Origin of the sequence: Microvirga tunisiensis, from assembly GCF_009296175.1 — a bacterium.
GTDB lineage: Bacteria > Pseudomonadota > Alphaproteobacteria > Rhizobiales > Beijerinckiaceae > Microvirga > Microvirga tunisiensis.
Genome location: NZ_VOSK01000001.1, coordinates 72,484 through 96,749, shown reverse-complemented (window position 1 = coordinate 96,749; position 24,266 = coordinate 72,484). Strand labels below are relative to the sequence as shown.

The window sequence follows — 24,266 nt, the reverse complement described above, 5'->3', positions numbered from 1 at the left end:
TGATCCAGAACCCGTAATTACCCACGCCTTGAGCGAGGTGGACTTCAGGCCCTGACGGTTGCGAGGATGGTGCCGAAGACGGTGGCGCCGGTTGCTTGGCGGGCGGTATCGACGACGGTGCGGATCGCGGCCTCTCCTTGAGCGGCCCACATGGCGCGGTAGCCGTTGGTGACCTTGCGCTGAACCACGGCCGGCCGGAGGGCTCGTTCGCAGGCATTGTTGGTGGCCTCGACCAGCCCAGGATGATCAAGGAAGGTCAGAAGCTGATCTCGAGCCCGGCTGATCTTGGCCTGAAGCGCTCGGGTCAGGTCACAGGAACTCGCAGCAGCGAGGATGTCAGCCAGTTGCCGCTCCAGCGTCCGGCGCTTGGCTGAGAGGGTGGAGGCGGCCAGATAGGTGATCCGTTCCGAGAGGGTGAAGACCGCCTGCAGCCAGAGCTGCAGGCGCCAGGGCACCGGATCTGTGCTGACCTCCACCGCATAGGCAACATCCCGCGCCAGATGCGCCAGGCAGGTCTGGTGCGCGGCCCCATGCCCCTGCTGGGCGGTGTAGCGGTCGGAGAGCCACACGGCCGGGCGATGGCCATCCATCATCTCCCGGATCACGGAGGCAGCTCGTGTCGGGGAAGCGTGATGCACGACAGCTTGCGAACTGTGGAAGACCCAGTGGTAGGCGTTGCTGCCCTCGATGCGCACGCCCGTCTCATCTGATGCGATCACCTCGGCCCGGCGAAGAGACGAGACGGCGCTGACCTGCCCCTCGGCAAAGCATCCCTGCGCCCGCCGCAGCAGGTTCATCAGCCCACCCTGGCTGAGCGTGAGCCCGAACAGATCCGACAAGGCGCCTTGCAGCCGCTCGTAGGAGAGCGCCTGAAAGGTTTTGAGGTAGGTCGCCACTGCGTGCAGGCGCGGCCCGAACGGCGTGCCTCGTGCTGCTTCAGGCACGGGAGCGACAACCCGCGTCCCGCAGGTCGAACAGCACACCGAAAGCCGTCGATGATGGGTGATGAGGGGCTTCACCTCCGGGAGGTCGATATGCTTGTGAAGGCTGACCGTCTCGCTTGGCAGATCCATCATCAGAGCGGCTCCACAGCAGGAGCACCAACCGGGACGGTGATCGACCACCTCATCGGGCGTGTCGCTGATGGTCCGGCTATGACCCTCATGACCGGGTTTGGCTCCGCCGGGCTTGGACTTCTCCCGCTGCTCCTTGCGATCGGTCGAGGGCGGCTTGGACGAGGTGCGAGACGTCTTCTCTGGCCGCTGCAGCCGCAGCACCAGCTCGATTAGCTCTTCCTTGCTCAGACGCTCAAGGTCGCTGCGGTCCATGACGACAGGGAATCAGCGAATCCCTGTTCGCGCAAGGGCCTGGGTAATTACCAGAACCCAGCCATGAACGTATGAAAGGAGCACCAACATGCATCGTGCTAAGTACAGAGATATTCCTGCCTATGCTGACGATGTCATTAGTTTTGCCAAGCCCGTCAGATCGCAGCTTGTTCTTGGTGCAGGACTTCTCAGTATGCTTATGATTGCTATGTCGGCAGTCGAAGCACCTATGTTGCACCAAGGTACATACATAAGCCAATCCTCAGAAGACGGAGGCCCGGCACAAGGCATCTCTTGGCTGATGTGTATGTTTGGCGAGAAGCCAACCAGCTGAACCTCCTCCCGTCACTGAGACTAGGCGATACATGACGGCAAGCGATATCTCCGTGCGAAGCTGCAGTGTTAAACATGTCGCCGCCATTGTACTCGCTGCCGGTCGCGGCACCCGCTTTGGCCCAGAGCCGAAACTCTTGGCTTCGTTGGATGGGAAGGTGCTCATCCGGCATGTCGCCGAGGCTGCAGTTCGGTCCATGGCTAATCCGGTGATCGTAGTGACAGGGTGTCGGCATCGCGAGGTACAGGCAGAATTGAACGATATCCGTGTTCAGATCGTGCAGAACGCCGCCTTCGGCGAAGGACTTTCAACATCCCTGAAAGCGGGCTTTGCCGCTCTGCCGCCAGAGAGCAAGGCAGCAGTTGTCATCCTTGGGGATATGCCCCTTGTCACGTCGGAGCTCATCGACGGCCTCGTGCAGATGTGGGATCGCATGGGCAGGCCAGTGGCGTTGGTGCCCACCATAAACGGTAGACGCGGCAACCCGGTTGTTCTCTCGCGAGTCCTTGGAAGCCTTATTATGCAGCTTTCAGGGGATGCAGGGGCCGGGCCGATCCTTCGTGAACGAACTGACGTAATTGAGTGTCCGGTCAACGATCCAGCCATCCTTGTGGATGTCGATACGTCGGAGGAACTGACAAGAATTTCCTACAGCTCATTCCGGATCAGTCCGTAAGGAGCGCTCTGATATGTTAGATCGAGCGCTTCAGGATCTTGCGACCTGGTTCCGAACTATGCGCCGAGGAGTACGGACAGTTCAGCTTGGAGGCCGTCTCAGTAGCAGTGTGCGGCAGGCAGAACTCAAGGGGCTTGCCTTCGGATTCCGCGCACGGAGCATTGCGATCACCATAGTCTTGGTCTGGTTCGTATTCCTGGTTCCTCGGCCCAGAGATCTGTACTACGGCGCTTTCGCAGGCGTCTTCTTCTTGCTCGGAGATATACGGTATCGCCTCCGGCACGATCGTTATGCAGAGGTGATCAAGCTCGGGTTTGTCCTGTTGGACGTTGCTTTAATCACAACGGCCATTTTGCTTCCGCCGCCTGCAGCTCCCAGAGCTGATTGGCCTGTTCAGACCCGCCTCCGCGGGCAAGAGTTCCTCTATCTTCTGCTTTTGCTCGGAGAAGCGGCGCTTACCTATTAGCCAAGGCGCGTCATTTGGACCGGGCTGGGAATACTGATCATTCGGTCGGCTGGAGTGGATCTAATCTATTCACGCGACGATACGTTGCGGTTCCTCGACTTAGCAGCAAGAGATGACGATTCGAGTGACGAAACACTCTGGCTCTTCCTGCAACCGGCATTTGTCGGCTTAACCCAATGGCAGACCCAGCTCGTCGGGGCATTCCTGTTCACCGTGCTCATCATGATGGCGGTATGGCGCGGTAGGCTTTCGATGTTTAATCTGGTCCAGGCAGAACTGGGTCGAAGAGACCTTGCCCGGTATGTCTCACCTGACGTCGCCGAAGCGCTGGCTGCGCGCGTGGAAACGGGTTCCGGGGAGCCAACAAACCGTAATGTCGCGGAGATGTTTGCGGATATTGCGGGCTTTACCAAGTTATTGATCCGGCTTGGGTGAACTTGAAATCTAGGGCCAATCGATCCAGTTTGGCGGGATGAAACATGTCGACATGCGCAAGCTGCCAGCAGCAGCGCAAGAGGAGCGTCGGCGACAGGTGGTCGGCCTGCGCGAGAGCGGCCTGACTTATGATGCCATTGCCGCGCAGGTGGGCCTGACCCGGACCGGCGTGTTCGATATCTGCCGCCGCTTCGCCGAGCAGGGCCTGGCCGGATTGGCCAGCGGACCGCGAGGCCCGGCCCCCGGCACGGGACGGTTTCTCGCGCCCGAGCAGGAAGCGCAGATCCGCGCTCTGCTCCGCCGGCACACGCCCGACGAACTGGGCCTGCCCTTCGCCCTGTGGAGCCGGGCCGCGGTGCGGATGCTGATCGAGCGGCAATGTGGGGTCCGGCTGGCGGTGCGGACCATCGGCACCTATCTGGCGCGTTGGGGCTTCACGGCCCAGAAGCCGCTCCGACGGGCCTATGAGCAGTCACCGAAGGCCGTGCGGCGCTGGCTGCGGCAGGACTATCCGGCCATTGCAGCACGAGCCAGAGGGGAGAAGGGCACGATCTTCTGGGGGGACGAGACCGGCTTGCGCTCCGATGATGTGCGCGGTCGCAGCTTCGCCCCGCGGGGCCGGACGCCTGTGGTGCACCCCTGCCACAAGCGCGCGGGGCTGGGCTTGATCTCGGCTGTGACCAACAAGGGCGAGCTGCGCTGGATGGTGCTCAATGGTGCCGTCAAGGCCCCGAGCCTGATCCGCTTTCTCGGCCGGCTGATCCAGGATGCCACGGGCAAGGTGTTTCTGATCTGGGACAACCTGCCGGTCCATCGGGCCCAGGCGGTACGGGGCTGGCTGGCTGAGCGCACGGAGCAGATCGAGGTCTTCTACCTGCCATCCTATAGCCCTGAGTTGAACCCGGACGAGGGACTGAATGCTGACCTGAAACACGCCGTGACCCGCAAGCCACCGGCCCGCAGCAAGCCCGAACTCAAGCGCGCCGTCATCAGCCACATGCGCCGGCTGACAAAGCTTCCCGAACGGATCCGAAGCTACTTTGGGCATCCATCTTTCCGTTATGCCGCGTAGTTCAAGATCACCCAAGCCGGATCAATAATAGATGCCGCCCCACCGGAGCATACCTTCTCTCTTCTACGAGGTTTGATCTTCCCCCGACTGCGTGGACACCGGGTTAGCTCGCTTTCCTCTCAGCTTGTACGGGTGTGAGATACCCGAGCGCCGAGTGGATGCGCTGCCGATTATAGTAGCCCTCGATATAGCCGAACAGATCCCGCCGCGCCTCCTCTCGGGTAGCCCAGCGGCACTGATGAACCAGCTCCACCTTCAACGAATGGAAGAACGACTCCATCGGGGCATTGTCATAGCAGCAGCCCGTCCGGCTCATCGATGGCTTGGCCTTGAGGAGGGCCAAGTGCCGGGCATAGGCCTCGGCCGCATATTGGCTGCCGCGATCGGTGTGATGGATCAGCCCGGGACCGGGCCGCTGCCGCTGGGTCGCCATCATCAGGGCTGCGAGTGTCAGTTCGGTGCGCATGTGATCGCGCATGGCCCAGCCCACCACCTTGCGGGTCGCCAGATCCAGCACGGCCGCCAGGTAGAGCCAGCCCTCACCGGTCGGAATGTACGTGATGTCGGCCAGCCAGACCCGGTTCGGCACACATGCCGTGAACTTTTGCTGCAGCAGGTTGGGCGCGATCGGCAGCTGATGACGACTGTCGGTCGTGGTCGGCCGGAAACGGCGTCGGGCCAGAGCGCGAATGCCATGCCGGCGCATCAACCGCTCGACCCGGCCACGGCTGACCCGATGACCCTCGGCGCGCAAAGCGGCATGCATGCGCGGGCTGCCATAACGGCCCTGATGCTGCCCATGGAGCCGATGCACCTCGTGCAGCAGGCGCCGGTTCGCTATCGCCCTATGGCTCTCCGGCCGGGAGCGCCAGGCGTAATAGCCGCTGGGCGAGACCTGGAGCACGCGGCACATGAGCCGCACCGGCCAGGTACGGGCATGCTGCTCGATGAAGCCAAACCTCATTTGGGCATCTCCGCGAAGATGCCGATGGCTTTTTTTAACACATCGCGCTCCATGCGCGTGCGATCGAGCTCACGGCGCAGACGGGCAATCTCCGCCGCCTGATCAGCCGGAGAGGTCATCGGGGCCGAACTGGTCGCAGAACCCTTTGAGCCAGCCCTCGATCGAGGGCTACCGCCGTGCCCAACGGTCCGCCAGTTGCGCAGCATCGAGGGTGAAATTCCCAACTCTGTCGCGATTTGCATGAGGGGCCGGCCGCTGCTCTCCAGCAGCGCGACCGCCTCTCGTTTAAACTCCGGGGTGAATTCCCGTCTCATCTTCGTCACCGAACACCTTCCTGCTCCACAGGAGCGTATCAGAGGTGTCCATCAATGCGAGGGAGGATCAGTTTTCAGGAAAGAAGCTGCGAGAGCGTCTTTCGGCATGGCGGGACACTCGATAAGTACTTGGGCGATGGCTTTATGGCGACTTTCGGTGCTACCGATGATCATCTAGATCCGTCATCGCTGGCGCTCGCGTGCGCGTTCGATCTGAAGAAAGAAATAGAACAGTGGAATGCCGAGCGGCAGCGGCTTGAAGCAGCTCCAGTTCGCGTCAGCATTGGGGTGCATAGTGGGGATGTCCTCGTTGGGAGTCTCGGTTCAGATCAGAGGATCGAGTTTACAGTGGTTGGAGACGTGGTGAACGTTGCAAGCCGCCTAGAGGAGACTACCCGTGGGCTCGGGTGCACGATCATCGCATCGGAGGACTGTGTGACTATGGCAGGCACTATAAATGCAGAAGGGCTCTTTTGTCGGCGTAACGAGGTGAAACTCCGAGGGTTGTCCCGAGAGATCCGAGTGTATTTGGATTGCGAAATGGAACCACTTTCCCTTTAAGCCAGAAAGGGTTTGTCATAACGCAGCAGCTCAGCCTCCTAAGCTGAGTTCTACCCGGAAGTTGTCACCTTTCGGTAGCCATCAACTACCTGCGCAAGCGCCGAGAGAGCGAGTGTAACGGGATCTCGTGCCGATTGTATCAGCCCAAGTGGCGCAGCAATGCGTGCCAAGGCCTCCTCCCGCACACCGAGTTCACGTAGCTTCTCCAGCCGATTGGCGTGTGTTTGCCGGCTTCCCATGGCACCAATAAAGAACGTGGGTTGAGCGAGCGCTCGCTCCAAAAGAATAGGCTCCCAGCCATGATCGTGAAATAGGAATACGACGGCACTCCAAGCATCTGTAACAAAGGCGTGCGGCAGATGTGGTGTCGTCATGTGGTACGCCTGCGCCCCCATCTGCTTGGCAAGCGCCACTACTCGCTTGTCAGGAGATCGTAGCGTAACTTTTGCGCCGTATGCCGAGCTGAGTTGGACGAGTGCAAGACTCTCCGCCCCATGTCCCAGGAGGATGATCTGCAGTGGCGGCGCATGCCAGGAAACAAATGCTTCTCCCTGCCATTCTGGCCGCTGGCACGATAAACCGGTGCGGGCGATCAAGCCCCCGGATGCACGTTGGATGAGGATGAGCGGCTCCCGCCTATCAAGTAGGGCTACTGCGTAGCGGATCGCTTCTAAGTTGGGATTAGGCTGGAACAGCAGATCCACACCGCCGCCGCAGGGAAGCTTGATGTCGATGTAGGGGGAGCCTGCGCCGTAGCGCACCTGCCGGGGCCGACCCTCTAGCATTGCTTCCTGGGCCTCAGCAACAACGGCTGCTTCGATGCATCCGCCGGAGAATGAGCCAGCGAAGGATCCGTCCGCTGCCACTCCCATCAACGTCCCGAGTGGCCTAGACGAGGAGCCTGTAACGCTAGTGATGGTGACTAAGGCGACGCGCTCCCCGCGCTGAGCCGCCTCCGTAACAAAGCGAAGAACCTCGAGATGGCTCGCTGTGACGGCAGCCGCAGGCGCCCAACTATGTGGGTCACGCAGATCGCCTCGTGAAAGAGCAGGAGAGCTCTGAACCACTATTCACTCCAATCTTACAACCACTTCTTCTCGAATCGTGAGCGTCCGGTATCAGAGCTTCTCCGCGCTAGACCAGCCCTAGCCAGTGAAGGAGTCATCTACGGTGCGATTTCCCTGGCCAGTTGGTCCCCATCGGAAGATAGCGCATGACAGAGCCAGCCATTAGAGGTTAATTTTTGCATGGAGTTATGTGCACAGCTCATGAATGCAGCGCTTCCCTATCCGGGTCAACACGAGACCAATAACTGGGAATCTGAAATAATCCCGGACCATCCGGCTGCCGAACATGTTCTCAGCCCTGCCAACGCTTAAGGGTGCATTCGGGTCTTTCCGGAAGCGGCTCGACCTTCCACATGGTCGGTCGTCGCATCACCTGCAATGGCGCAATACGTCGACCAGCAAAGCGGAGGCAGGGGAAGACTGGCGGCGACTCGTATAACACAGGTGGTATCCTGGTTATGGTTGGCACGAGTCTTCAAGGACCCGCTCAAGACGGCCCGTCGCAAAATAAAGCTGCGCCAGTTCCTTCGGATCATATGCACTGCCAAATCCAGTGATGGCGGCGTTGAGGACCCGGAAAATGCTTTGAAGACGAGTTGCCCGTCCACGCGCACTTTCAACTCGCGACCTTCCTTCTCGAATTCCCAAGCCCACAATCCGCCGGAGGTAGGCAACCGGATGTTGATGTAAATATGCCTGACCAGATCCTGCGGCGTCGGCGGCCGTGTGTGCTTCGCGAAGTAGGATTTTGAACCGACTGCTGCAAAGCGAATGTCCTGCAGTCACCGCGATACGGATCTTCTTCAGCAAAAGGCGCCGAAAATGAGAAACCCGATTCGCATTTCAGAGTTGTTGATCCTTCTGCCCCGAAACATTTCAACCACTACTTGATTGCCTGCGGATTGATCGGCGATCCCGTACCTCCCGTGAGATTCAACGGCGGAGCGCAGAAGAAGAACTCGTATACGCCGTCTAGCGCGCAGTCTTCGGCAAGTTCCTTCAAGTAGAACATCTCGCCCATTGTGATCCCCATGCTCGGGATGACGACCTGATGCCAGGGATCTTTCAATCCATCATTGTAGTACCGTCGAACCTCAACACAATAGGTGTCGGAGGCGATCGCTGCCACGCCCTTCTCCTTGAGCCAGTAGCAGTTCTCGAAGGCTACACCAGGCGCCTCAGAATAGGAGTGGCCGTCCCAGTTTCCGCGCGCTAGGAAGCGTTCCTGATATCCAGTCCGTATGATTACGAAGTCGCCGTCCCCGACTGTAACGCCCTGTGCTGCCGCGCAGTCATCGAGCTCGTCGTTGCTGATGGCGTAGCCGTTTTCCAGATGGTCGACGTTTTTGTACCGGGCCACGTCCAGAAGGACGCCTCTGCCGACTATCTTGTTGACGGTGTTCTCGATTCCGTTCTTTGCCGGGCCTCGCGAGCCGAACGCGGTCGCGGGGACGCCATTATACATTACATTGTCATGAAGGATGTGGCACAGCGCGTCCCAGTGGGTCGAGCATTGGACGGGCATGTGAATGGCGTCGTCAGTATATTGGATCCCTCCTACCGAGAGGCCGGCATGTACGTCCGCCCCATCCACCATGTAGGTGTGGATGACATTCCAGCGCTTCTGCGGCGTCGATTGCAGCGGCCACGAGAGCGGCACGCCGAGCGCGAACACCTTGCCGCTCCTTATCAGCCCGGCAGCGGCGACTATGTGTGCCGGGGTCACATTGTTGAGCGTGCCAATCTGGTCGTCGGCGCCCCAGCGGCCCCAATTAGACAGCTCACGGGAGGCACGCTTGATGTCATCTACTGTTACGTCATGCGTCACGATCTTCCTCCACTTGACATGAATGACAGAGAACTACTGCGAAAACCGCTCACATGTACCTTGGTGCATTAGCCTGGAACTAGCCTTTGACCCAGTTGGGAAGGAACGTCGCTATCTCGGGAAAGGCCACGAGGGCCAAGATCAGGATAAGCATCGGCACCGCGAAGGGGATGGCGCCCCGCGTAACGTCGCTGAACGGGCCGCCGCGTGTGCGCAGCGCCTGAGCGACGAAGAGGTTCATGCCGAAGGGAGGAGAGATCAGCCCCAGTTCCATCACCAGGACGATGATGATCCCAAACCACACGTCTGAAAATCCGGCGACGTTCAGGTCCATCACGATCGGAAATACCACCGGCAGCGTCAGCAGGATCATGGAAAGTTCCTCCATAAAAGTGCCGAGCAGGATGTAGAAGACGATCAGGCACATCACCAGCGAGACGGCAGACAGGTCCAGCGCAGTGACATAGGCGAGGACCGCATTGCTTATCCCCGTGAACCCGAGCACGAAGTTCAGGAACATGGAAGCGAAGACGATGCCGAGCACCATCGCGGTGGTGACCATGGTTCGCTCGAAGGAGATCAGTAGCATCTGCAGGTTGAGCGTCCTGTAGAAGGCGGAAAGGACGAGTGCGACCGTGACGCCGAGCGATGCGGCCTCAGTCGGAGTTGCGATGCCAGCATAGATGGATCCGACTACCGAACCGAACACGGCGATGGGAGCCAGCAGGTCCGGCAGAGCTCGAAACCGTTCTGCCCAACTGACGATCGTTTGCTCTCCGCCCCATTTCGGCTTGATCTTGCAGATCACGAAGATCGTACCGGAAAGGAGGACTGCCAGTATAAGACCCGGAACGATCCCCGCCAAGTAGAGATCAGGTATGGAGGTCTGCGTCATGACCCCGTAGATGATCATGGCGATCGACGGCGGGATGAGAATGCCCAGCGTGCCGCCGGCGGCGAGGCTGCCCAGGAAGATGCCCTCGTGATAGCGGCGCTTCTTGATCTCGGGATAGGCCACCGTTCCGATCGTGGCCACGGTAGCGACGCTGGACCCGGATGTGGCTGCGAACAGGGTGGAGGCGGCGACGTTGGCATGCATCAGGCCGCCCGGCAGCCAAGTTAGCCAGAGCGCCACGGAGCTGTACATTCGCCCTGCTATCCCGGAGCGGACCATGATCTCTCCGAGAAAAATGAACAGGGGCACCGAAATCAGGATGAAGCCCGTGCTGTTCTCCCAATAGACGTCGCCGATCGCATTGATGAAACGCCCGCGTCCCGTGATGTCAGCGAGGAAGATGCCGCTGAGCAGGAGTATCGATGCAACGGGCACCGCAAGGGCAACAAGTATCACCAAGCATACCAGGAAAATGGCCAGCATAGGAAATCACCTTCAATGCAGCGGTGTGGAGCAGCCTGATATCGATGTTGTGGGGCGCTGCGGTAGGGGGTCAGGACTCGTCAACCAGCGATTCTTTTGGAGAAGGCAAGCCGGCAATGCGTTCGACATCGCTCCACCGGCGCCTGAAGAAGGCGATCGTAGCGTAGGCAGTGATGAAGACCGTCATCGCGAAGAATAGCACCAGGCCGGCCGCCCAGAACAGTTGGGGGATCCAGAGCCTTGCGCTGAGCGACGAAATCGACGTCGAATTGGCTTGCCACGACTCCCAGAAGGTCTGAGCGGCGAAATAGGCGATCACCCCGGCGGATAGGCAAAGGACGAACGCACCGATCACGTCGAGAAGGCGCGCCGCCGGTGTCGGGAGAAGGACGTACAATGTGTCGATCCGGATATTGGCGCGCCTGATGACGACGATCGGGAACGAGAATGCGATGGCTGCCGCGAAGATGTACCCGGCGACCTCCGGCGCATTGGTTATTGTGACGCCGAGGAGATTTCGCGCAAGCACGTCGAATGTGACCATCAGCGCAATAGCCAAGACTGCGGCTCCGCCTACCCAAGAGGCAAGCTGGGAAACCCGTTCTACATGGTCGTAGATCCGTTCCATCGTCAAGTTCTCCCTTCCTGTTTTGCGGGACTGACGGCACTCCCGCAAAAACTGCCTCTACGTCATCACCTACGGGCAGGCAGGGGCCCACGGTATCGTTTGAACGCAAAAGCAATCATTGCGGTGTACGAATGGCCCATGGCCGACAGCAATTTCGCTGTCACGTTCCTTAAATTCGTCCAGTCACTCGGCAGTTGGAACGACAGCGGCGCGCCAAGCGGGTTCGCGCTCGACGTGTGGCTCCGCTCTCCCAGGCATGTCGACGTTTCCTCCTCAACCCAACAGCCTAGTACCTAGGCTACCGGTCAGGATCGTTATCGGGATCGTTCCCATACTGGCGACGATCTATGGCGGTGTCAAGAACCTCATCAAGTGAGACGTCAAAAAAGGTCCAGATAGAGAAACCTGGCCGTGGCTGGGCTGTCGGACGATGCTGTCGCCGCTGCCTGCGTATCGAACCACATCTAGCGGACACACCCTGTCGCTTTCGCTAGGCGCCACGCCCTCGAATTAAATGCTTCCGGCAGGACGATTCCATCCAGCCCTGAAGCTTTCGCCTCGGATTGATCAAATCCGAAGGCGGACGCCGCAGCGTCTTCCAGCCTTGTCCTCAGACATCCTTTGATGCGTTTCGTGCGGTTGAGCGTCGCGGAATGAGCGTCGGCGTTGCGATCCTTATCCTGTCGTTCGGCCCAAGTGTCGTCGAGCGCAGCAGTTCAATCGCCCCGGTCGCGATCTGATCAAAGGGCACTCGAACCGTCGTTAGCGGGACCGCCAAATGCCTGACGATCGGAATGTCGTTGTAGCCGACGATAGAAATATCGCCGGGTACCGACAGCCCTGCCGAAGGGAGCCACGACATAGCGCCGATCGCCGTGTTGTCGTTGACAGCAAATATCGCGGTTGGTCGGTCCGGATGCGAAATGAGCTTGGCGGCAGCCTCAGCCCCGGATTCGATGTCGAAGCCCGACGGTACGACCCAGCCGTCCGCGATCTCCGCGCCTGCCTCGTCCATCGCCTTCCGATATCCTATCAGCCTGTCGCTGGAGGACGAGGAATAGGATAGGCCGGCAATGATCCCGATTTTTCGATGGCCCAGATCAAGCAGATGACGCGTGGCGAGATATCCGCCAAGCGTGTCGTCGCCAACCGAAGCGAGTCCGTTGCCGCTCCTTCGAAGCGCCAGAACGAACGGTATGTTGCGCAGCTGCAGTTCCTGGGTGAATTTTTCGCCCAGTTGCGCTGTGGTCAGAATGAGCCCATCGACGCCGCGGGCCAACAGGGTCTCCGCAGCTGCTCGATCCGCCTCCGGCTCATCTCTAGAGGTGGCCACCACAATCGCAAACAGGCCCGCCTTCTGGCAGGCGCGGGCAACCGCCTCGTAAAACATCGCCATGACCGTATCGGTCAAATGCGGGACAACGACGCCTATTGTTGACGTATTGCCCCGGCGAAGACTGGCGGCGGAAATGTCCCGCACATAGCCGAGTTCGGCGGCGACCTGCCGCACACGCTTCGCGGACTCGCTTTCCGAACGCGGGAGCCGTTCGTCGAGGATGCGGGAGACCGAGGATTTCGAAACGCCAGCAGCCGCCGCGACGTCGTGCAGGGTGATTCGGCCCGGCTTCATTGAACTGCCATCATTGGTCGACATTTCTCCATTCCCGCTTCTCCAATCCGGCCCTTGACTCGCGCCTGGCTTTCATCCACCATAGGAACGTTCCCAGTAACGATCCGCCACATCCGAAGGACACTGTCCGACATATTGCGGGAACGGTTCCGGTAACGATCTTATGCTCCGGAATCAGAAGAGTCTACGCTTGTCCAGGAAAGCAGTCCGTTTCCACCGCCAGGATGGACTCGCGACTTGGAAGGATCTTGATGATCCCTGCTTGGAAGCAGGCGCCGCTCGTAGCGGATGAAGAGATGCGGCCGATTTAAGAACGAACACCACGAGATCGCGGCGCGCTGTAACAGGCTATAGTTTCGGCAACGGGAGGATCAAAAATGACAAGACAGTACGTTATGAGTGCCTTAGCGGGCATTCTGCTGCCATTCTGCGGCCAAGCAGCCGTGGCAGCCGACAACAACGCCACAAAGTTCGAAGTGGCGGCTGAATTGAGCTCCACACATTGGTATACCGATTTCCAGAAACCATATTTCAACGAAATACTACCGAAAGCATCAGACGGCAGCATGACGGCGAACGCTGTGCCCTTTGATCAGCTGGGGCTGACCGGCTTCGAGCTCATGCGCCTCATGAAGAAAGGCACGATAGACATTGCCTCTGTCACAATGAACTACGTGACCCAGGACAGCCCCGCATTGAACGGCGGAAGTCTTGGCGGTATTACGCCAAACCTTGCGGCATTCGAGAAGGTCTACTCGGCATACCGTCCCGTTATTGAAAGGGAACTTGCGACCAAGTACAATGCGAAGCCTCTCGCACTCTTCGCCTGGCCTCAGAACCAAATATTCTGCAATTTCCCCGGGCAGAAAGATGTTACTCTGGCGAGTCTGAAAGGCAAGAAGATCCGCAGCTTCGCGACGACCGTATCTGACCTGATGGAGGGATTGGGTGCGGTCCCCGTCACGATTCCCTTTGGCGAAGTGGTCACCGCCCTCCAGCGCGGCACGGTCGACTGCCAAAGTGCCTCGTTGCTCGGCACTTATACTCAGAAGATCTATGAAGTGCTTACGCACAAGATAGCGATAAACCTCGGCTATTCGGCAAGCTTCATCGTCATCAATTTGGACACTTGGAACAACCTGACACCGAAGCAGCAGGAAATTCTGTCCACCAGCATGGCCGATCTCGAGCACCGGATGCAGGAAAAGACTGCGCAACTCGAGGCCGACATGCAGCGCTGTCTCACCAATGGACCGTGCCCTGACGGCAAGCCCGCTGGCCTCATCGAAGTTGTGCCGACCAAGGAAGAAGCAGCAAAGATTAAGGACGTGATTGAAAACCGCGTTCTCAAGCGCTACGCCGAACGGTGCAATACCCAGGCCTGCATCGATGACTGGAATTCGACGGTAGGCGCGACGCTCGGCCTGAAGGCTTGGAAGTAGTTCTTAAAATACGAACGACACCGCAACGGAAGCTGCGGTGTCACCCCGGCGACAGTTTAGATGGGTGAGCAGTTCCTCGTCCATCCTGCCAGGGAATGCTCTGCTCCGGGATTGCCATGCGATTGGACGATGCGATGGTTCAATGGCTGTCCTAGCCACCGAATGCAGCCTAAGGCGGCGCATCGGATCTGTGAGCCAACATTGCGTTAGAGCATAGTCCCGCTCGTCGTTACCGGGCGGGCGCCGCTACAGGGCCGGGGCTGTTCGCTGGGGGGCATATATGAATAGTTGCACGACCGTGCCCACCATTCAGGCCGCCCAGCCTTAACACTGGGAACATACCAAAGTGAAGATCACCAAAATAGAAGCCATACCTTACACGATTCCCTATCATTACCCCGTGATAGCAGCCTCAGGTACGCTGGACAGTGCGGAACACGTTCTGGTGCGCATATATACCGACGAAGGGCCAGTCGGCGTTTCTGAGGCCGTGGTACGTTCCTTCGTCTACGGAGAATCTCAGGCCTCGATCATCGCGGCGATCCGGCTCTGGTTCGAACCTGCCCTCGTGGGCGCCGATCCCTTCGCTGTGGAGGAGAACAACGCGCGGGTATCCTGGATTGTTGCTAATAACACTGCTCATGGGGCCATCGACATCGCACTACATGACATACGAGGCAAAGTTACCAGTCAGCCATCTTGGCGGTTGCTCGGTGGCGACGGCAAGGCGATGCGCGTGACCAGCATTCTGACAATGGGCGATCCTGACGAAGCTGGGGAACAGGCTTCCAAAATTGCCAGCCTGTCTGGCATCACTTCCTTCAAGATCAAAGTTGGTGGCAATCCCCGAGAAGATGTCGCTCGCGTTGCTGCGGTGCGCAAGGCTGTGGGCGAGGATGCCTACATCTACGTCGACGCAAACCATGGCTGGAGCGCGGAGACCGCGATCCGCGCGCTCACTGCGATAGCCGACCACGGCGTCGACCTTGTGGAAGAACCGAGTCCGGCCGGAGACACAATTGGCAGGCAGCGGCTTGCGCAGCAGGTTCCGATCACCGTCATGGCCGACGAAAGCGCACCCACCTTGGCGGATGCAGCTCGCGAATTGTGGACTGGCTCCGCACGTGCACTCAGCATCAAGGTCACGCGCACCGGATTTACGGAATCGGCGAAGCTCATCGCCCTTGCAGAAGGATTGGGCGCCCGCACGCTCATCGGCTCTCAAGCTGATGGAATGGTCGGTGCCGCGGCCGGGCTCGCATTTGGATCGGCCTTTCCGCGCGTTGCAGGTGAGCCTGGTGAGCTCGATTTTTATACAATCCTCTCCGACCAGCTCGTCGTCGATTATCTTGAGGTTAAGGACGGTCGGCTGACGCCCTCATCGAAACCTGGCATCGGAGTCGAGATCGACGAGGACAAACTGCACCATTACCGGATTGACAGAAGGTAGAGATCTTTAAGAGCTGCCACCTGACCGCCTGGAGGCTCTCAAGCGCGAGCTCTGGAAGCTGCACATCACCATCCTGGTGACGGGAGATAAGCGCTAAATCAGGTGCGACGGGTTGAGGGGAGGGCCCCCGCGTCCTCTATCCAATCATGGATTGCGGCCTCGCGAGCGGTCTGCTCGTCCTCGAAGCCACGGTCAGTGGGCTGCTCGAAGCCGCAGACGTGGCACTGAACAGCGGCGGCGAAGCCACCATCATCCGTGGCGAAGCTCAGGACGGATGCTGCATCGCAGGAGCACTGTGGACAGAACCTTTGGGCCATGTATCCTCCCTTTCTCCAGCAGTTGCTGCGGGCTGAGTGGCTAGGCGGCCTCGACGCGAATCCAATTCACGATCTTGCCGCCAATCGAGCACAGCAATCCAGGTTCATCCGCGAATGGGCTTTCCATTGCGCCCGTTCCGTTAACCGCGAGATCCTGCCGCGTCAATGGACCTTCCATAGCCGACATCCCCACCAGGAGCATGGTGAGAAGCCCCGCCGCTGCGGCCAACTGGGAGCTGATTGGTTTGGCGCCCTCGATGACATCCATGGCGTACTCAGGCGTATCTCTATGTCGAACACGAGGCATGTCGGTCCTTCTCTCCTTTGTTGCATCGGTACTGAAGATCACCCGCCGAATGGAGTGAGTTGTCGAGAGCCGCTTGGGAACGATGTACCCGTGCGTCAGTGACAGAGATAAGCACGTTGCAGGATTCTATTAGCCCCTGAATCCCGATAGGACTTATCGCTCTGGTTCATGAATGGGACGGCATCGGGCCCACGGGATCAGAGCGTGACACAACCTACGAAGGTAGGGCACCGCCCGGAGAACGGGCGGATGACCGTCTAGACGGCATAGATGAGGCATGATTCCGAGCCGACATCCTCGTTACGCCCGCCAAGGCTTTCGGGCTGAGTTGGTCAGCTATGCCATCTGGCTGTACTTCCGCTTCCCCTTGAGCCTGCGCATGGTGGAGGAAATGCTCGCAACCAGAGGGATCGGGGTCAGTCATGAGACCGTCGGGCAGTGGGCGATGAAATTCGGCCAGAGTTTCGCGAACCAGATCCGCAGGCGTCTTCCGGCGCCAGGAGACAAGTGGCACATTGATGAGGTCGTCATCGGCATCGCTGGCCGGAAGCGTTGGCTCTGGCGCGCCGTCGTTCATCGAACGGCTCGAGCCCGAGCCTTCATGACCTGGGCCGAGATATCGGGCGTTGCCACTGGCCCCTGATCGGACACTCCAGCTGGAGTGGATTTATCTCAAGCCATTAAGTTGACGATGCTGCCTGGGGTCAGGCCCGTTTCTGTAGCCTCGTGCGCAGGTCCTGCATCGAACAGTAGATGCCCTCGAGATCCACCACATCGAAGCCTTCCGCCAGCGCGGGGGAATGTTGTGCCAGACGTTCGCGCAGGACGCCCGTGTAGCGTGCATGCCGATCCGCGCCGACCACGAGGCCGTTCTCTTCCTCGAAGCGGGCGTTCCATGCGACGGCTTCGTCCCGAGAGACGGATGGCGGCAGGTCGAGATCCAGCACGCCGTCGACAAGCTGAACCGGGTAGCCTCCCGGCAGACCGTAAGGCCCCGGTACATGGCCAGTCCAGGAGCGACCCTGCGCGAGGGCTAGGATCATCGGCACGCCACTCGCTCCGGAGATGTCGATGACCGGCTCCGGCGTCAGCTTCACATCCCGAAATGTGCCAAATACATTGCCGATCTCTTCATCGTCGATCCAGACCCTCGGCGCCGATCCAGCGCGCGCTTCGGCCGGGCGGCGCCATGCTCCGAGATGCTGATAATGGGCAAGGACCTTGATGCGGCTCCTGTCCATCAGATCGCGGTCGGCCGCAAAGGCATTGGAGAGGATCGCGACATTGCCCATGCCGCACATGACCCGATGGCCCAGCGCCTTGATCAATCCGTTCACCACGTCCGGGAAGCTGCAATTGATCAGCGGGGCGGTGCTTCCCAAGCGCGTCATGGCTGCTGCCACGCGGGAGCTGAGAAGCGCCTGGAAGACTGCGGTCGCGCTCAGCCCGCCTTCTGCGACAAGCCTGCTCCAATCATCGCCTGATCCCGCGATCACGGACGATGTCTGCACAGAGGCCGCCTGCACGACGACATTCGGTTTTGTCTCGTCGAGGACTTCCGTGGCGGCGCCTAGCGCAAGAAGATCGGCCTCGCGAGTGACGATGCTCACGGGTGTGTTGAAGATCGCAGCTCGCGCGCCCGCTGCGACCTTGAGCCATTGCAGGCGCTCGCGGTTCCGGCCCGCGAGAACCACGCGGGTGGGGGTGCCCACGGTAGCGGCGATATCGAACAGGATGCGAGCGGCGAATGCACCGGTCCCAGTGAGCAGTATGGTCGGTTCCATCGTCATCTCAGAGACCTTTCGCGAGTCTGTCCCAGCAATCATCGAGACGCTTTGAGAGCTTATGCTTCATGATGCGTTGGCTCGGCGTGCGCTCGAACTCGTCGACGACGGCGATGTAGCGAGGGTTTTGGTAGCTTGCGAGGCGTGCGGAGAGCCAGGTGGAAACCTCCGCGGGCCGTATGCTGGCGCCAATCTTTGGTTTGATGAAGAGCTTGATGTCCTGCTCGCCGATCTCCGCCGTGACACCGATCATGGCACAATCCTCGACGGCCGGATGGTCAGAGACGACGCGCTCGACTTCCCAGGCGGAAACGTTCTCGCCACGGCAGCGGACACTGTCGGTCATGCGGCCGTGGAAGGTCAGGTTGCCCTCCCGGTCGTTTGTGCCGAGATCGCCCGTATATAGAGCGCCGTTCCGAAGAGCTTTCTCGGTTACCGATGGATTATCAAAGTACCCTGGGAAGATCGCGCCCGGTACCGTGGTGCGCACGACGATCTCTCCGCGCTCTCCCTGCGGTACCAGCTGACCGTCGGCACCGAGCAGTTCCACCGTGAACCATGGCACGGCATTTCCTACCGATCCCACGACGCCCTTGTCGTTAAAGGTCGTGATGCTAGAGGCTTCGGTCATGCCGTAGCATTCGCGGATCTGAACGCCGAAGCGGTTCTGGAAGGCCTCCCAGATGTCGCCCGAGCAACCACCTCCCCAGGCGATCTTCACAGCATGGTCGCGATCCGCCGGCGATTCTGGCTGTTTGAGGAGGATCTGGAGAATGCCGCCAAGGTAGTGGATGTGCGTTGCATTGTACTCGCGCACCTGGCTCCAGAAGCGGCTTGCGCTGAAGCGATCGACCATTGCAAGGACCACGCCGTGGGTCATCGGCAGGCTCAGAAGCTGAGCTCCGCCGATATGGTAGAGCGGCTCCCACACGAACATCACGTCGCCTGAGCGGGAGGCTGCGACGAGGCTGACCCCGTCTCCCGCCAGCCGGATCATGCGGTTTGAGACGATCACGCCTTTGGGCTGGCCGGTCGTGCCGGAGGTGTACATGATGGCGAAGGGTGCATCCATGCTGGGCGCAGGTTCCGTGAAGAGGGATTCTGTGCTCAGGACGTCGGCCAGGCTTGGATGATCGTCGGCTGCTCCCCGAACGAGGAACCCCTCGCGGGGATCGTCCGCGCCGCATTCGCCAATCGTCGGCAGGAGGTCGGCATCAGCGATGACCAAAGCAGACTTCGAGTGGTTGATGATATATTGCAGGCCCTGACCGCGCTGCTGCGCGTTGAGCGGCACCCAGACCAAGCCCGCCTTGGCGAGGCCGAACACCACCGCAAGGGTCTCAATGCTGTTGCGCATCATCACCGCAACATGATCACCGGATCGCAAGCCACGGGAGCGCGCCCATGCGGCTAAAGCCGATGATTGCGCATCCAGCGTGGCAAAGCTCACGGGTTCGCCGTTGAAGGAGGCGAAAAGGCCTTCCGGGTTCTTCTCGGCCTGAAGTCGCAGTAAATCGCCGAGACAGGTGTTGTCGCGTGACATCAAAAATGTCTCTATGAGTTGGCCAAGACTTCAAATCTCCTTCGCCGCGGCCTTGCGAGCCAAGAACTCCTCCATCATGCGCGCTGGCTCTCCCGACGCGTATGCTTCGCGCTGGATGCGGATGCCGGCCGCGAGACAGTCGCGGAACCCCTCTTCCGTCATCTCACGGAAGCGCTGGCGATCAAGGCGCATGGCGACGGGCGGCTTGCTCGCGAGAAGTTCTGCAAGCGCAAGCGATTCACTCATCACCTTGTCCTGCGGCACCAAGCGGTTGATGACGCCGATCCGGTGGCACTCATCCGCGTCCATCATGCGCCCGGTGAGTGTCAGATCAATGGTTCTTGCGAGACCAACGTGCTCGCGCATGATCCAGGGGCCGGTGGTGCTGGCAACTCCGGAGTTGATCTCCGGTTGGCCCATGGTCACGCCTGGATGGCCGACGCGGATGTCGCACAGGAGGGCCACCTGGAACGCGGAGCCAGCGGCGACGCCGTTCAGGGCTGCGATGATCGGCTTCGACAGCGAACGAATGCGGTCGTAGAGCTGCTCCCATTCGCCCATCCACACTTCTGCCCGATCCGGATCGAAGGTTTTCGTCTCATTGAGGTCCTGACCGGCCCCGAAGGCGCGGTCGCCTGCACCCGTGAGAATGACGGCGCGGGCCTCTGCATCCTCTTCCATGATCGCGAGGGTGGCGGTCAGCTCCTCCCGCATGGCGGCGTTCCAGGCATTCAAAACCTGGGGACGGTTCAGGGTGATGATGCCGACGGCGCCCCGTCGCTCGCTCAAGACAAACTCAGCCATGACCTGGAGTCTCCGGACTTATTAATTCCGATCTTGACGTTATCATATATCTCGATTCGGATCTGCTTTCCTACCGTGGCACGAAATCTAGGTTCTATCCACAAATAGTCGCATAGTATAAGATATGTTTCCAGAGAAAGCGAAAGGCCCCATATCCTTGCAAGGAATGTTCGCCCTGCGTGTGAGACGTGAGCGGCGAGTGCCTGGAGAATCGCCACCCCTTTCTCGGCCGCAAATCGTTGCGTTGAAGAGCAGCGAGTGATACGCCCTAGCTAGCGTCGTTGAGGAGACAGTGAAGAACAAAGCTGCGCATCGTAATTTCGCACAATACGGGATTAATATTGATTTTGGTTGCCCCTGCTGCTAGCGATTAAACATGAGTGCGGCGGATAATCCCGTGGCTGGAGTGAGCTAAGGAGAGGGCGGTGCTTGAGGGCAAATTAGGCAGCTATGGGATAGGGAACCGGGTTCAGCTTGCCTTCGTGGTACGTGACATGGAAGAGGCCCTGAACTACTGGGTCGAAAAGCTGGGCGTAAAGCGCTTTGTGCTATTCCAGACTAACGCAGGGGCACGCCGTCTCGTCTACAACGGCCATGACACGCAAATGGATATGGCGCTGGCCTTCACGTACCTGGGCGATACCCAAATTGAACTTGTCTCACCGATCAATGACGAGCCTTCACCCTACAAGGACTTTCTCGACGCAGGCAGGTCGGGCCTCCACCACATTGCATTCTGGCCGTCTGAGTTCGCTTCCGAGTGCCAGCGGCTCGAACGCGAAGGGTTCGAGGAGATTTGCGCCTTCTATACCCCACAGGGTGAAAAGAACGTTGCCTATTATAAGGCGCCCGCCGCGGTGGGTACGATCGTGGAGTTGGTACCGCTAACCGAGGACCGCAAACGTTATTTCGCTAAGATAAGAGAATTGGTTGAAAGCGACGAGATTGCCGACACGGTCTTGCGCTACGCTAGTCGCCAAGAATTTCTCAATGTCCATGGCAGCTGAAACACGGGCGAATGGGGATCGTACATGTCTGCAATCAATACGCCTTTTGAATCGAAATCGTTGGAGGAGGCCGCGGGCCGCGGATTCGGGCGCATTCAGGAGTCAGCTCTGCAATTCTGGAAGGGTGTTTTAAGCCAACCTCACCTGACCTTGCGTCAGAAACATTTAGTTCTGCTCGCGTTGCACGCATCGCCGAGTTCCCTAAACGAGCGTGCAATCAAGAAGCAAATTGACTTGGCGCTGCAAGCCGGCGCAACGGAGGGCGACATAGCTGATGTGCTTTTGACAATTATGCCCTTGGCAAACCATCCTGTCTATTCAGGAATTCCACTGCTTCTCCAGGAGTGCGAGGCCGCTGGCGAAAAAGATGCCAAAACTCTTCCTGAGATGCCCGAACAATGCGCGGCGATCCGTCAGAAATTTATCGAGGAACGTGGCTACTGGAGCCCGATGCGCGATACTATCGCCAAACTCCTTCCTCAATATTTCGAGGTTTTCATCGAAACGTGCATGGAACCTTGGCGCAGTGGTTCGCTCTCTCCAAAAGAGAGAGAGTTCATCTATATTGCGATCGACTGCTCGGTCTCTCATACTTACGAGCCTGGCATGAAGATGCACATCCAAAACGCCCTCCGATTTGGGGCGACGAAAGAGGAATTGCTTGAGGTGTTCTCCTTGGCTGCGCTGATGGGCCTTGAAGGATATTTCATCGGCACGTCCTATCTGGCGCAGAGGCCATCCCAACAGAACGCATTCTAGCGACGGGTACGCTGCCTTTGTTGGCTTCAGCTCCATGGTCGCAGCAGTAGCCAAGGACACCTAGTAACGGCGCCCGGCTGACGACTAGCGCGATCTCTGCGAAATGCCGACACCAACTCTCTTGAGCAGGCGCAGATGCCCAAGGTTGCCGCCACATTCCCAAGCGCTTCGCCAGCAATGCAGTCGATCTTCGCTTAGGTAGGCCTTCCATTGCGCTGCCTAATTCCAGAACCTCGAAGTTCCCTGCTGTTTGGGAACGATATCAATGACGAGCCCAACTTTCGAACGTGGCCGAGAAGCGGACTCTCGCTTCATGTTGCACCACTCTTACTGGAGGTCCTGCGAACACCCGCTAAGAACGAGGGACTACCTCTGGCATTGTTTGTCGAATGTTATCTAGTACAGTCAGAATAACTTAATTGAATCAAGCCTCTTAGCTACGGCTTGGCGCCGTCCGGGTGGGGTCACTGAGTTCTCAATCCGGAGCACTCCCCGATAGTTTCCAAAGGGGATGAAACATCGACATGTTTATGTAGACGTACACCGTTCAACCAAAATTCGGCATCTGCTACGGTTCACCTTCGCCGGGGATCCCTTCAACTTCTTGATAGAATCCTAAATCATGCGCACCTGATAGTCCTTTAAGCTCGTCCTGAGGCAGGTGTTGGCTGCATAATGTTGACAAACTCCCGCAATGCGAGATATCTTGGAGCTTCAGATCGCACGCCGATCCAAAATCCGGTGGAACTTATGACGCTTACTTTGGACTTGGGGGAGTTTCTCCAGAACATTCGATTTAACCACGTGCCGGATGAGGCCATTCCGCTGGTCATCGACGCCTTCACAGATACAATTGGTGTCATTATGGCCGGCGCGCACGAGCCGATTGTCTCGGTACTACAAAAAGAGCTTGCCTCAAGCACGGGCCGAGACGGAGTTCGAGCATGCCTGTCCGATGTCCGCGTCGCTCCTGCGCAAGCCGCGCTAATCGGCGGTGCAGCTGCGCATGCTCTAGACTATGACGACCAGGCACTAACAGGCCATCCCAGTGCAGTTCTCGTGCCCGCAATCCTTGCCGAGGCCGAGGTGCTGGGCTCCAGCGGTCGGGACATGATCACCGCTTATATGGCAGGCTATGAGGTCTGGGCAGAACTTGTTGGGCGGGGAAGAAACTATCACGCGAAAGGCTGGCATCCGACGTCGGTATTCGGCGTGATCGCCACAGCCGCCGCGATCGCCGTGCTGCATCGTCTTCCCGCAGAGCAGGCCGCGTCGGCGTTGGCAATCGCGGCAAGCCATGCGAGTGGGCTGTCGGTGAACTTCGGCACGATGACTAAACCCTATCACGCCGGAATGGCTGCCCGCGACGGACTGATCTCGGCACGGCTGGCTGCAAGGGGGGCAACGGGGTCTTCCGTTGCGTTAGAGGCGCCAAAGGGCTTTCTGAACGCATTTTCGCTGGATGGAAATGCCGATCTCGACAGCCCATCGCTTGCCGGGAAGGAATGGCGAATCCTCAGCCATCGACTGTGTATCAAACGATATCCAACATGTTACTTCATGCACCGTTCGTTTGACGCGCTAGTGAGCTTACTAAAAGACAATCCAGTCCGTCCGGAAGATGTCGCCGACGTTGAGATGAGGATGAGCAAAGGTCAGGCCACCGTTTTGGTCTACACGCATCCCGTCTCGGGTCTCGAGGCAAAGTTCAGTGGCCAGTTCGCTATGGCCGCAGCAGTGATCCTAGGGCGCATGGGGGTGAACGAGGTCACCACCGAGGTTGCGACACGCCAGGACTTCCAGGATTTCTATGGTAAAGTCCGTATTACTGCCATTGAAGCCTATGACACGCGTGATCCGGCTCACTCGCCCAGCGACCGCGTCAAAGTAACTCTAAAAGACGGGCGCGTGCTGGATACGGGCGAAGTTGTCCAGATCAAAGGGCATGCCTTCGATCCACTCACCCATGACGAATTGTGGGCGAAGTTCCGTGAGTGCACCGAGCGAACTCACAGCCTGGAAGACGCTCGCTCTCTGTTCGACTCAACGCGCCGACTCGTCGAGATTACCACAACGCATGATTTACCCACTGCGGTGGGCGTCTTGACGCCAGTGCGGCTTTCGGCAGCCAATGCCTGACTCGGGCCTATCAATGGATCCCAAGAGGGAAAG

21 protein-coding genes and 1 pseudogene are annotated in these 24,266 nt (G+C 59.0%); 11 read left to right on the top strand and 11 right to left on the bottom strand.

Going from position 1 to position 24,266, the window contains the following annotated elements; translation table 11 throughout:
* Positions 1-44: 44 nt before the first annotated feature.
* Positions 45-1,328 (bottom strand): IS66 family transposase, encoded by a 1,284-nt coding sequence (tnpC, locus tag FS320_RS00395; protein ID WP_152708630.1) that lies wholly within the window; start codon positions 1,326-1,328, stop codon positions 45-47.
* An 88-nt stretch (positions 1,329-1,416) separates the two neighbouring features.
* On the opposite strand from tnpC, the gene FS320_RS00390 reads away from it, so the two are divergent.
* The 4 genes from FS320_RS00390 to FS320_RS00375 all read left to right on the top strand — a co-directional run bounded on the left by FS320_RS00390 (position 1,417) and on the right by FS320_RS00375 (position 4,311).
* A complete protein-coding gene (locus tag FS320_RS00390; RefSeq protein WP_152708629.1) occupies positions 1,417-1,662 on the top strand; it encodes a hypothetical protein in 246 nt (81 codons plus the stop codon).
* Between the two features lie 31 nt (positions 1,663-1,693).
* Entirely contained in the window at positions 1,694-2,338 is a 645-nt protein-coding gene (locus FS320_RS00385) for a nucleotidyltransferase family protein (RefSeq protein WP_152708628.1), read from the top strand.
* 520 nt (positions 2,339-2,858) lie between these two features.
* Positions 2,859-3,239: a hypothetical protein gene (locus tag FS320_RS00380; RefSeq protein ID WP_152708627.1), complete on the top strand. Its 381-nt coding sequence runs from the start codon at positions 2,859-2,861 to the stop codon at positions 3,237-3,239.
* A 37-nt stretch (positions 3,240-3,276) separates the two neighbouring features.
* A complete protein-coding gene (locus FS320_RS00375) occupies positions 3,277-4,311 on the top strand; it encodes an IS630 family transposase (RefSeq protein WP_152708626.1) in 1,035 nt (344 codons plus the stop codon).
* A 103-nt stretch (positions 4,312-4,414) separates the two neighbouring features.
* Here FS320_RS00375 and FS320_RS00370 read toward each other — a convergent pair.
* Positions 4,415-5,598 (bottom strand): IS3 family transposase gene (locus FS320_RS00370; protein WP_420846687.1). Its coding sequence is split into 2 segments (ribosomal slippage): positions 4,415-5,301 and positions 5,301-5,598, totalling 1,185 coding nucleotides; the frame shifts between segments, so codons are not numbered across the junction.
* A gap of 45 nt (positions 5,599-5,643) precedes the next feature.
* Here FS320_RS00370 and FS320_RS50585 point away from each other — a divergent pair.
* Positions 5,644-6,150 carry an adenylate/guanylate cyclase domain-containing protein gene (locus tag FS320_RS50585; RefSeq protein WP_152708625.1) on the top strand — a complete coding sequence of 169 codons (507 nt, stop codon included), beginning with the start codon at positions 5,644-5,646 and terminating at the stop codon, positions 6,148-6,150.
* A 50-nt stretch (positions 6,151-6,200) separates the two neighbouring features.
* Here FS320_RS50585 and FS320_RS00360 read toward each other — a convergent pair whose 3' ends face one another.
* The 5 genes from FS320_RS00360 to FS320_RS00340 form a co-directional block, all read right to left on the bottom strand.
* Positions 6,201-7,217, bottom strand: a complete 1,017-nt coding sequence (locus FS320_RS00360) for an XdhC family protein (RefSeq protein WP_202882816.1) — start codon at positions 7,215-7,217, stop codon at positions 6,201-6,203.
* A gap of 883 nt (positions 7,218-8,100) precedes the next feature.
* Positions 8,101-9,045, bottom strand: a complete 945-nt coding sequence (locus tag FS320_RS00355; RefSeq protein WP_162002720.1) for a cyclase family protein — start codon at positions 9,043-9,045, stop codon at positions 8,101-8,103.
* 79 nt (positions 9,046-9,124) lie between these two features.
* Entirely contained in the window at positions 9,125-10,423 is a 1,299-nt protein-coding gene (locus tag FS320_RS00350; protein ID WP_152708624.1) for a TRAP transporter large permease, read from the bottom strand.
* 70 nt (positions 10,424-10,493) lie between these two features.
* On the bottom strand, positions 10,494-11,051 hold the full coding sequence (locus FS320_RS00345) for a TRAP transporter small permease subunit (protein WP_152708623.1): 558 nt from the start codon (positions 11,049-11,051) through the stop codon (positions 10,494-10,496).
* A gap of 610 nt (positions 11,052-11,661) precedes the next feature.
* Positions 11,662-12,681 (bottom strand): LacI family DNA-binding transcriptional regulator, encoded by a 1,020-nt coding sequence (locus FS320_RS00340; protein WP_244626889.1) that lies wholly within the window; start codon positions 12,679-12,681, stop codon positions 11,662-11,664.
* A 377-nt stretch (positions 12,682-13,058) separates the two neighbouring features.
* On the opposite strand from FS320_RS00340, the gene FS320_RS00335 reads away from it, so the two are divergent.
* On the top strand, positions 13,059-14,123 hold the full coding sequence (locus FS320_RS00335; RefSeq protein ID WP_152708621.1) for a TRAP transporter substrate-binding protein: 1,065 nt from the start codon (positions 13,059-13,061) through the stop codon (positions 14,121-14,123).
* Positions 14,124-14,469: 346 nt separating this feature from the next.
* The gene (locus FS320_RS50140; RefSeq protein ID WP_152708620.1) at positions 14,470-15,573 is read left to right on the top strand and encodes an enolase C-terminal domain-like protein; all 1,104 of its coding nucleotides are present in this window, start codon (positions 14,470-14,472) and stop codon (positions 15,571-15,573) included.
* 357 nt (positions 15,574-15,930) lie between these two features.
* Here the strand turns inward: FS320_RS50140 and FS320_RS00325 are convergent, their stop codons facing one another.
* On the bottom strand, positions 15,931-16,158 hold the full coding sequence (locus tag FS320_RS00325; RefSeq protein ID WP_152708619.1) for a hypothetical protein: 228 nt from the start codon (positions 16,156-16,158) through the stop codon (positions 15,931-15,933).
* Between the two features lie 316 nt (positions 16,159-16,474).
* Here FS320_RS00325 and FS320_RS00320 point away from each other — a divergent pair.
* Positions 16,475-16,768: pseudogene (locus FS320_RS00320) on the top strand (IS6 family transposase); the annotation flags it as partial.
* A gap of 133 nt (positions 16,769-16,901) precedes the next feature.
* Here the strand turns inward: FS320_RS00320 and FS320_RS00315 are convergent.
* The 3 genes from FS320_RS00315 to FS320_RS00305 are packed head-to-tail and all read right to left on the bottom strand — an operon-like array spanning position 16,902 to position 20,328.
* On the bottom strand, positions 16,902-17,981 hold the full coding sequence (locus FS320_RS00315) for a hypothetical protein (protein ID WP_152708618.1): 1,080 nt from the start codon (positions 17,979-17,981) through the stop codon (positions 16,902-16,904).
* 7 nt (positions 17,982-17,988) lie between these two features.
* The gene (locus FS320_RS00310) at positions 17,989-19,524 is read right to left on the bottom strand and encodes an AMP-binding protein (RefSeq protein ID WP_152708617.1); all 1,536 of its coding nucleotides are present in this window, start codon (positions 19,522-19,524) and stop codon (positions 17,989-17,991) included.
* Positions 19,525-19,554: 30 nt separating this feature from the next.
* A complete protein-coding gene (locus FS320_RS00305) occupies positions 19,555-20,328 on the bottom strand; it encodes an enoyl-CoA hydratase/isomerase family protein (protein ID WP_152708616.1) in 774 nt (257 codons plus the stop codon).
* 425 nt (positions 20,329-20,753) lie between these two features.
* Between FS320_RS00305 and FS320_RS00300 the strand changes: the two genes are divergently transcribed.
* The 3 genes from FS320_RS00300 to FS320_RS00290 all read left to right on the top strand — a co-directional run bounded on the left by FS320_RS00300 (position 20,754) and on the right by FS320_RS00290 (position 24,233).
* On the top strand, positions 20,754-21,335 hold the full coding sequence (locus FS320_RS00300) for a VOC family protein (protein WP_152708615.1): 582 nt from the start codon (positions 20,754-20,756) through the stop codon (positions 21,333-21,335).
* A gap of 24 nt (positions 21,336-21,359) precedes the next feature.
* Positions 21,360-22,094 carry a carboxymuconolactone decarboxylase family protein gene (locus FS320_RS00295; RefSeq protein ID WP_152708614.1) on the top strand — a complete coding sequence of 245 codons (735 nt, stop codon included), beginning with the start codon at positions 21,360-21,362 and terminating at the stop codon, positions 22,092-22,094.
* Between the two features lie 750 nt (positions 22,095-22,844).
* Positions 22,845-24,233 carry an MmgE/PrpD family protein gene (locus FS320_RS00290; RefSeq protein WP_162002719.1) on the top strand — a complete coding sequence of 463 codons (1,389 nt, stop codon included), beginning with the start codon at positions 22,845-22,847 and terminating at the stop codon, positions 24,231-24,233.
* Positions 24,234-24,266 lie beyond the last annotated feature (33 nt).

Bases quoted from the DNA above. Each gene is read 5' to 3' on its own strand.
- tnpC (WP_152708630.1), bottom strand. From the start codon at position 1,328: ATGGACCGCAGCGACCTTGAGCGTCTGAGCAAGGAAGAGCTAATCGAG.
- FS320_RS00390 (WP_152708629.1), top strand. From the start codon at position 1,417: ATGCATCGTGCTAAGTACAGAGATATTCCTGCCTATGCTGACGATGTC.
- FS320_RS00385 (WP_152708628.1), top strand. From the start codon at position 1,694: ATGACGGCAAGCGATATCTCCGTGCGAAGCTGCAGTGTTAAACATGTC.
- FS320_RS00375 (WP_152708626.1), top strand. From the start codon at position 3,277: ATGAAACATGTCGACATGCGCAAGCTGCCAGCAGCAGCGCAAGAGGAG.
- FS320_RS50585 (WP_152708625.1), top strand. From the start codon at position 5,644: ATGCGAGGGAGGATCAGTTTTCAGGAAAGAAGCTGCGAGAGCGTCTTT.
- FS320_RS00350 (WP_152708624.1), bottom strand. From the start codon at position 10,423: ATGCTGGCCATTTTCCTGGTATGCTTGGTGATACTTGTTGCCCTTGCG.
- FS320_RS00345 (WP_152708623.1), bottom strand. From the start codon at position 11,051: ATGGAACGGATCTACGACCATGTAGAACGGGTTTCCCAGCTTGCCTCT.
- FS320_RS00340 (WP_244626889.1), bottom strand. From the start codon at position 12,681: ATGAAGCCGGGCCGAATCACCCTGCACGACGTCGCGGCGGCTGCTGGC.
- FS320_RS00335 (WP_152708621.1), top strand. From the start codon at position 13,059: ATGACAAGACAGTACGTTATGAGTGCCTTAGCGGGCATTCTGCTGCCA.
- FS320_RS00325 (WP_152708619.1), bottom strand. From the start codon at position 16,158: ATGGATGTCATCGAGGGCGCCAAACCAATCAGCTCCCAGTTGGCCGCA.
- FS320_RS00315 (WP_152708618.1), bottom strand. From the start codon at position 17,981: ATGGAACCGACCATACTGCTCACTGGGACCGGTGCATTCGCCGCTCGC.
- FS320_RS00310 (WP_152708617.1), bottom strand. From the start codon at position 19,524: ATGTCACGCGACAACACCTGTCTCGGCGATTTACTGCGACTTCAGGCC.
- FS320_RS00305 (WP_152708616.1), bottom strand. From the start codon at position 20,328: ATGGCTGAGTTTGTCTTGAGCGAGCGACGGGGCGCCGTCGGCATCATC.
- FS320_RS00295 (WP_152708614.1), top strand. From the start codon at position 21,360: ATGTCTGCAATCAATACGCCTTTTGAATCGAAATCGTTGGAGGAGGCC.
- FS320_RS00290 (WP_162002719.1), top strand. From the start codon at position 22,845: ATGACGCTTACTTTGGACTTGGGGGAGTTTCTCCAGAACATTCGATTT.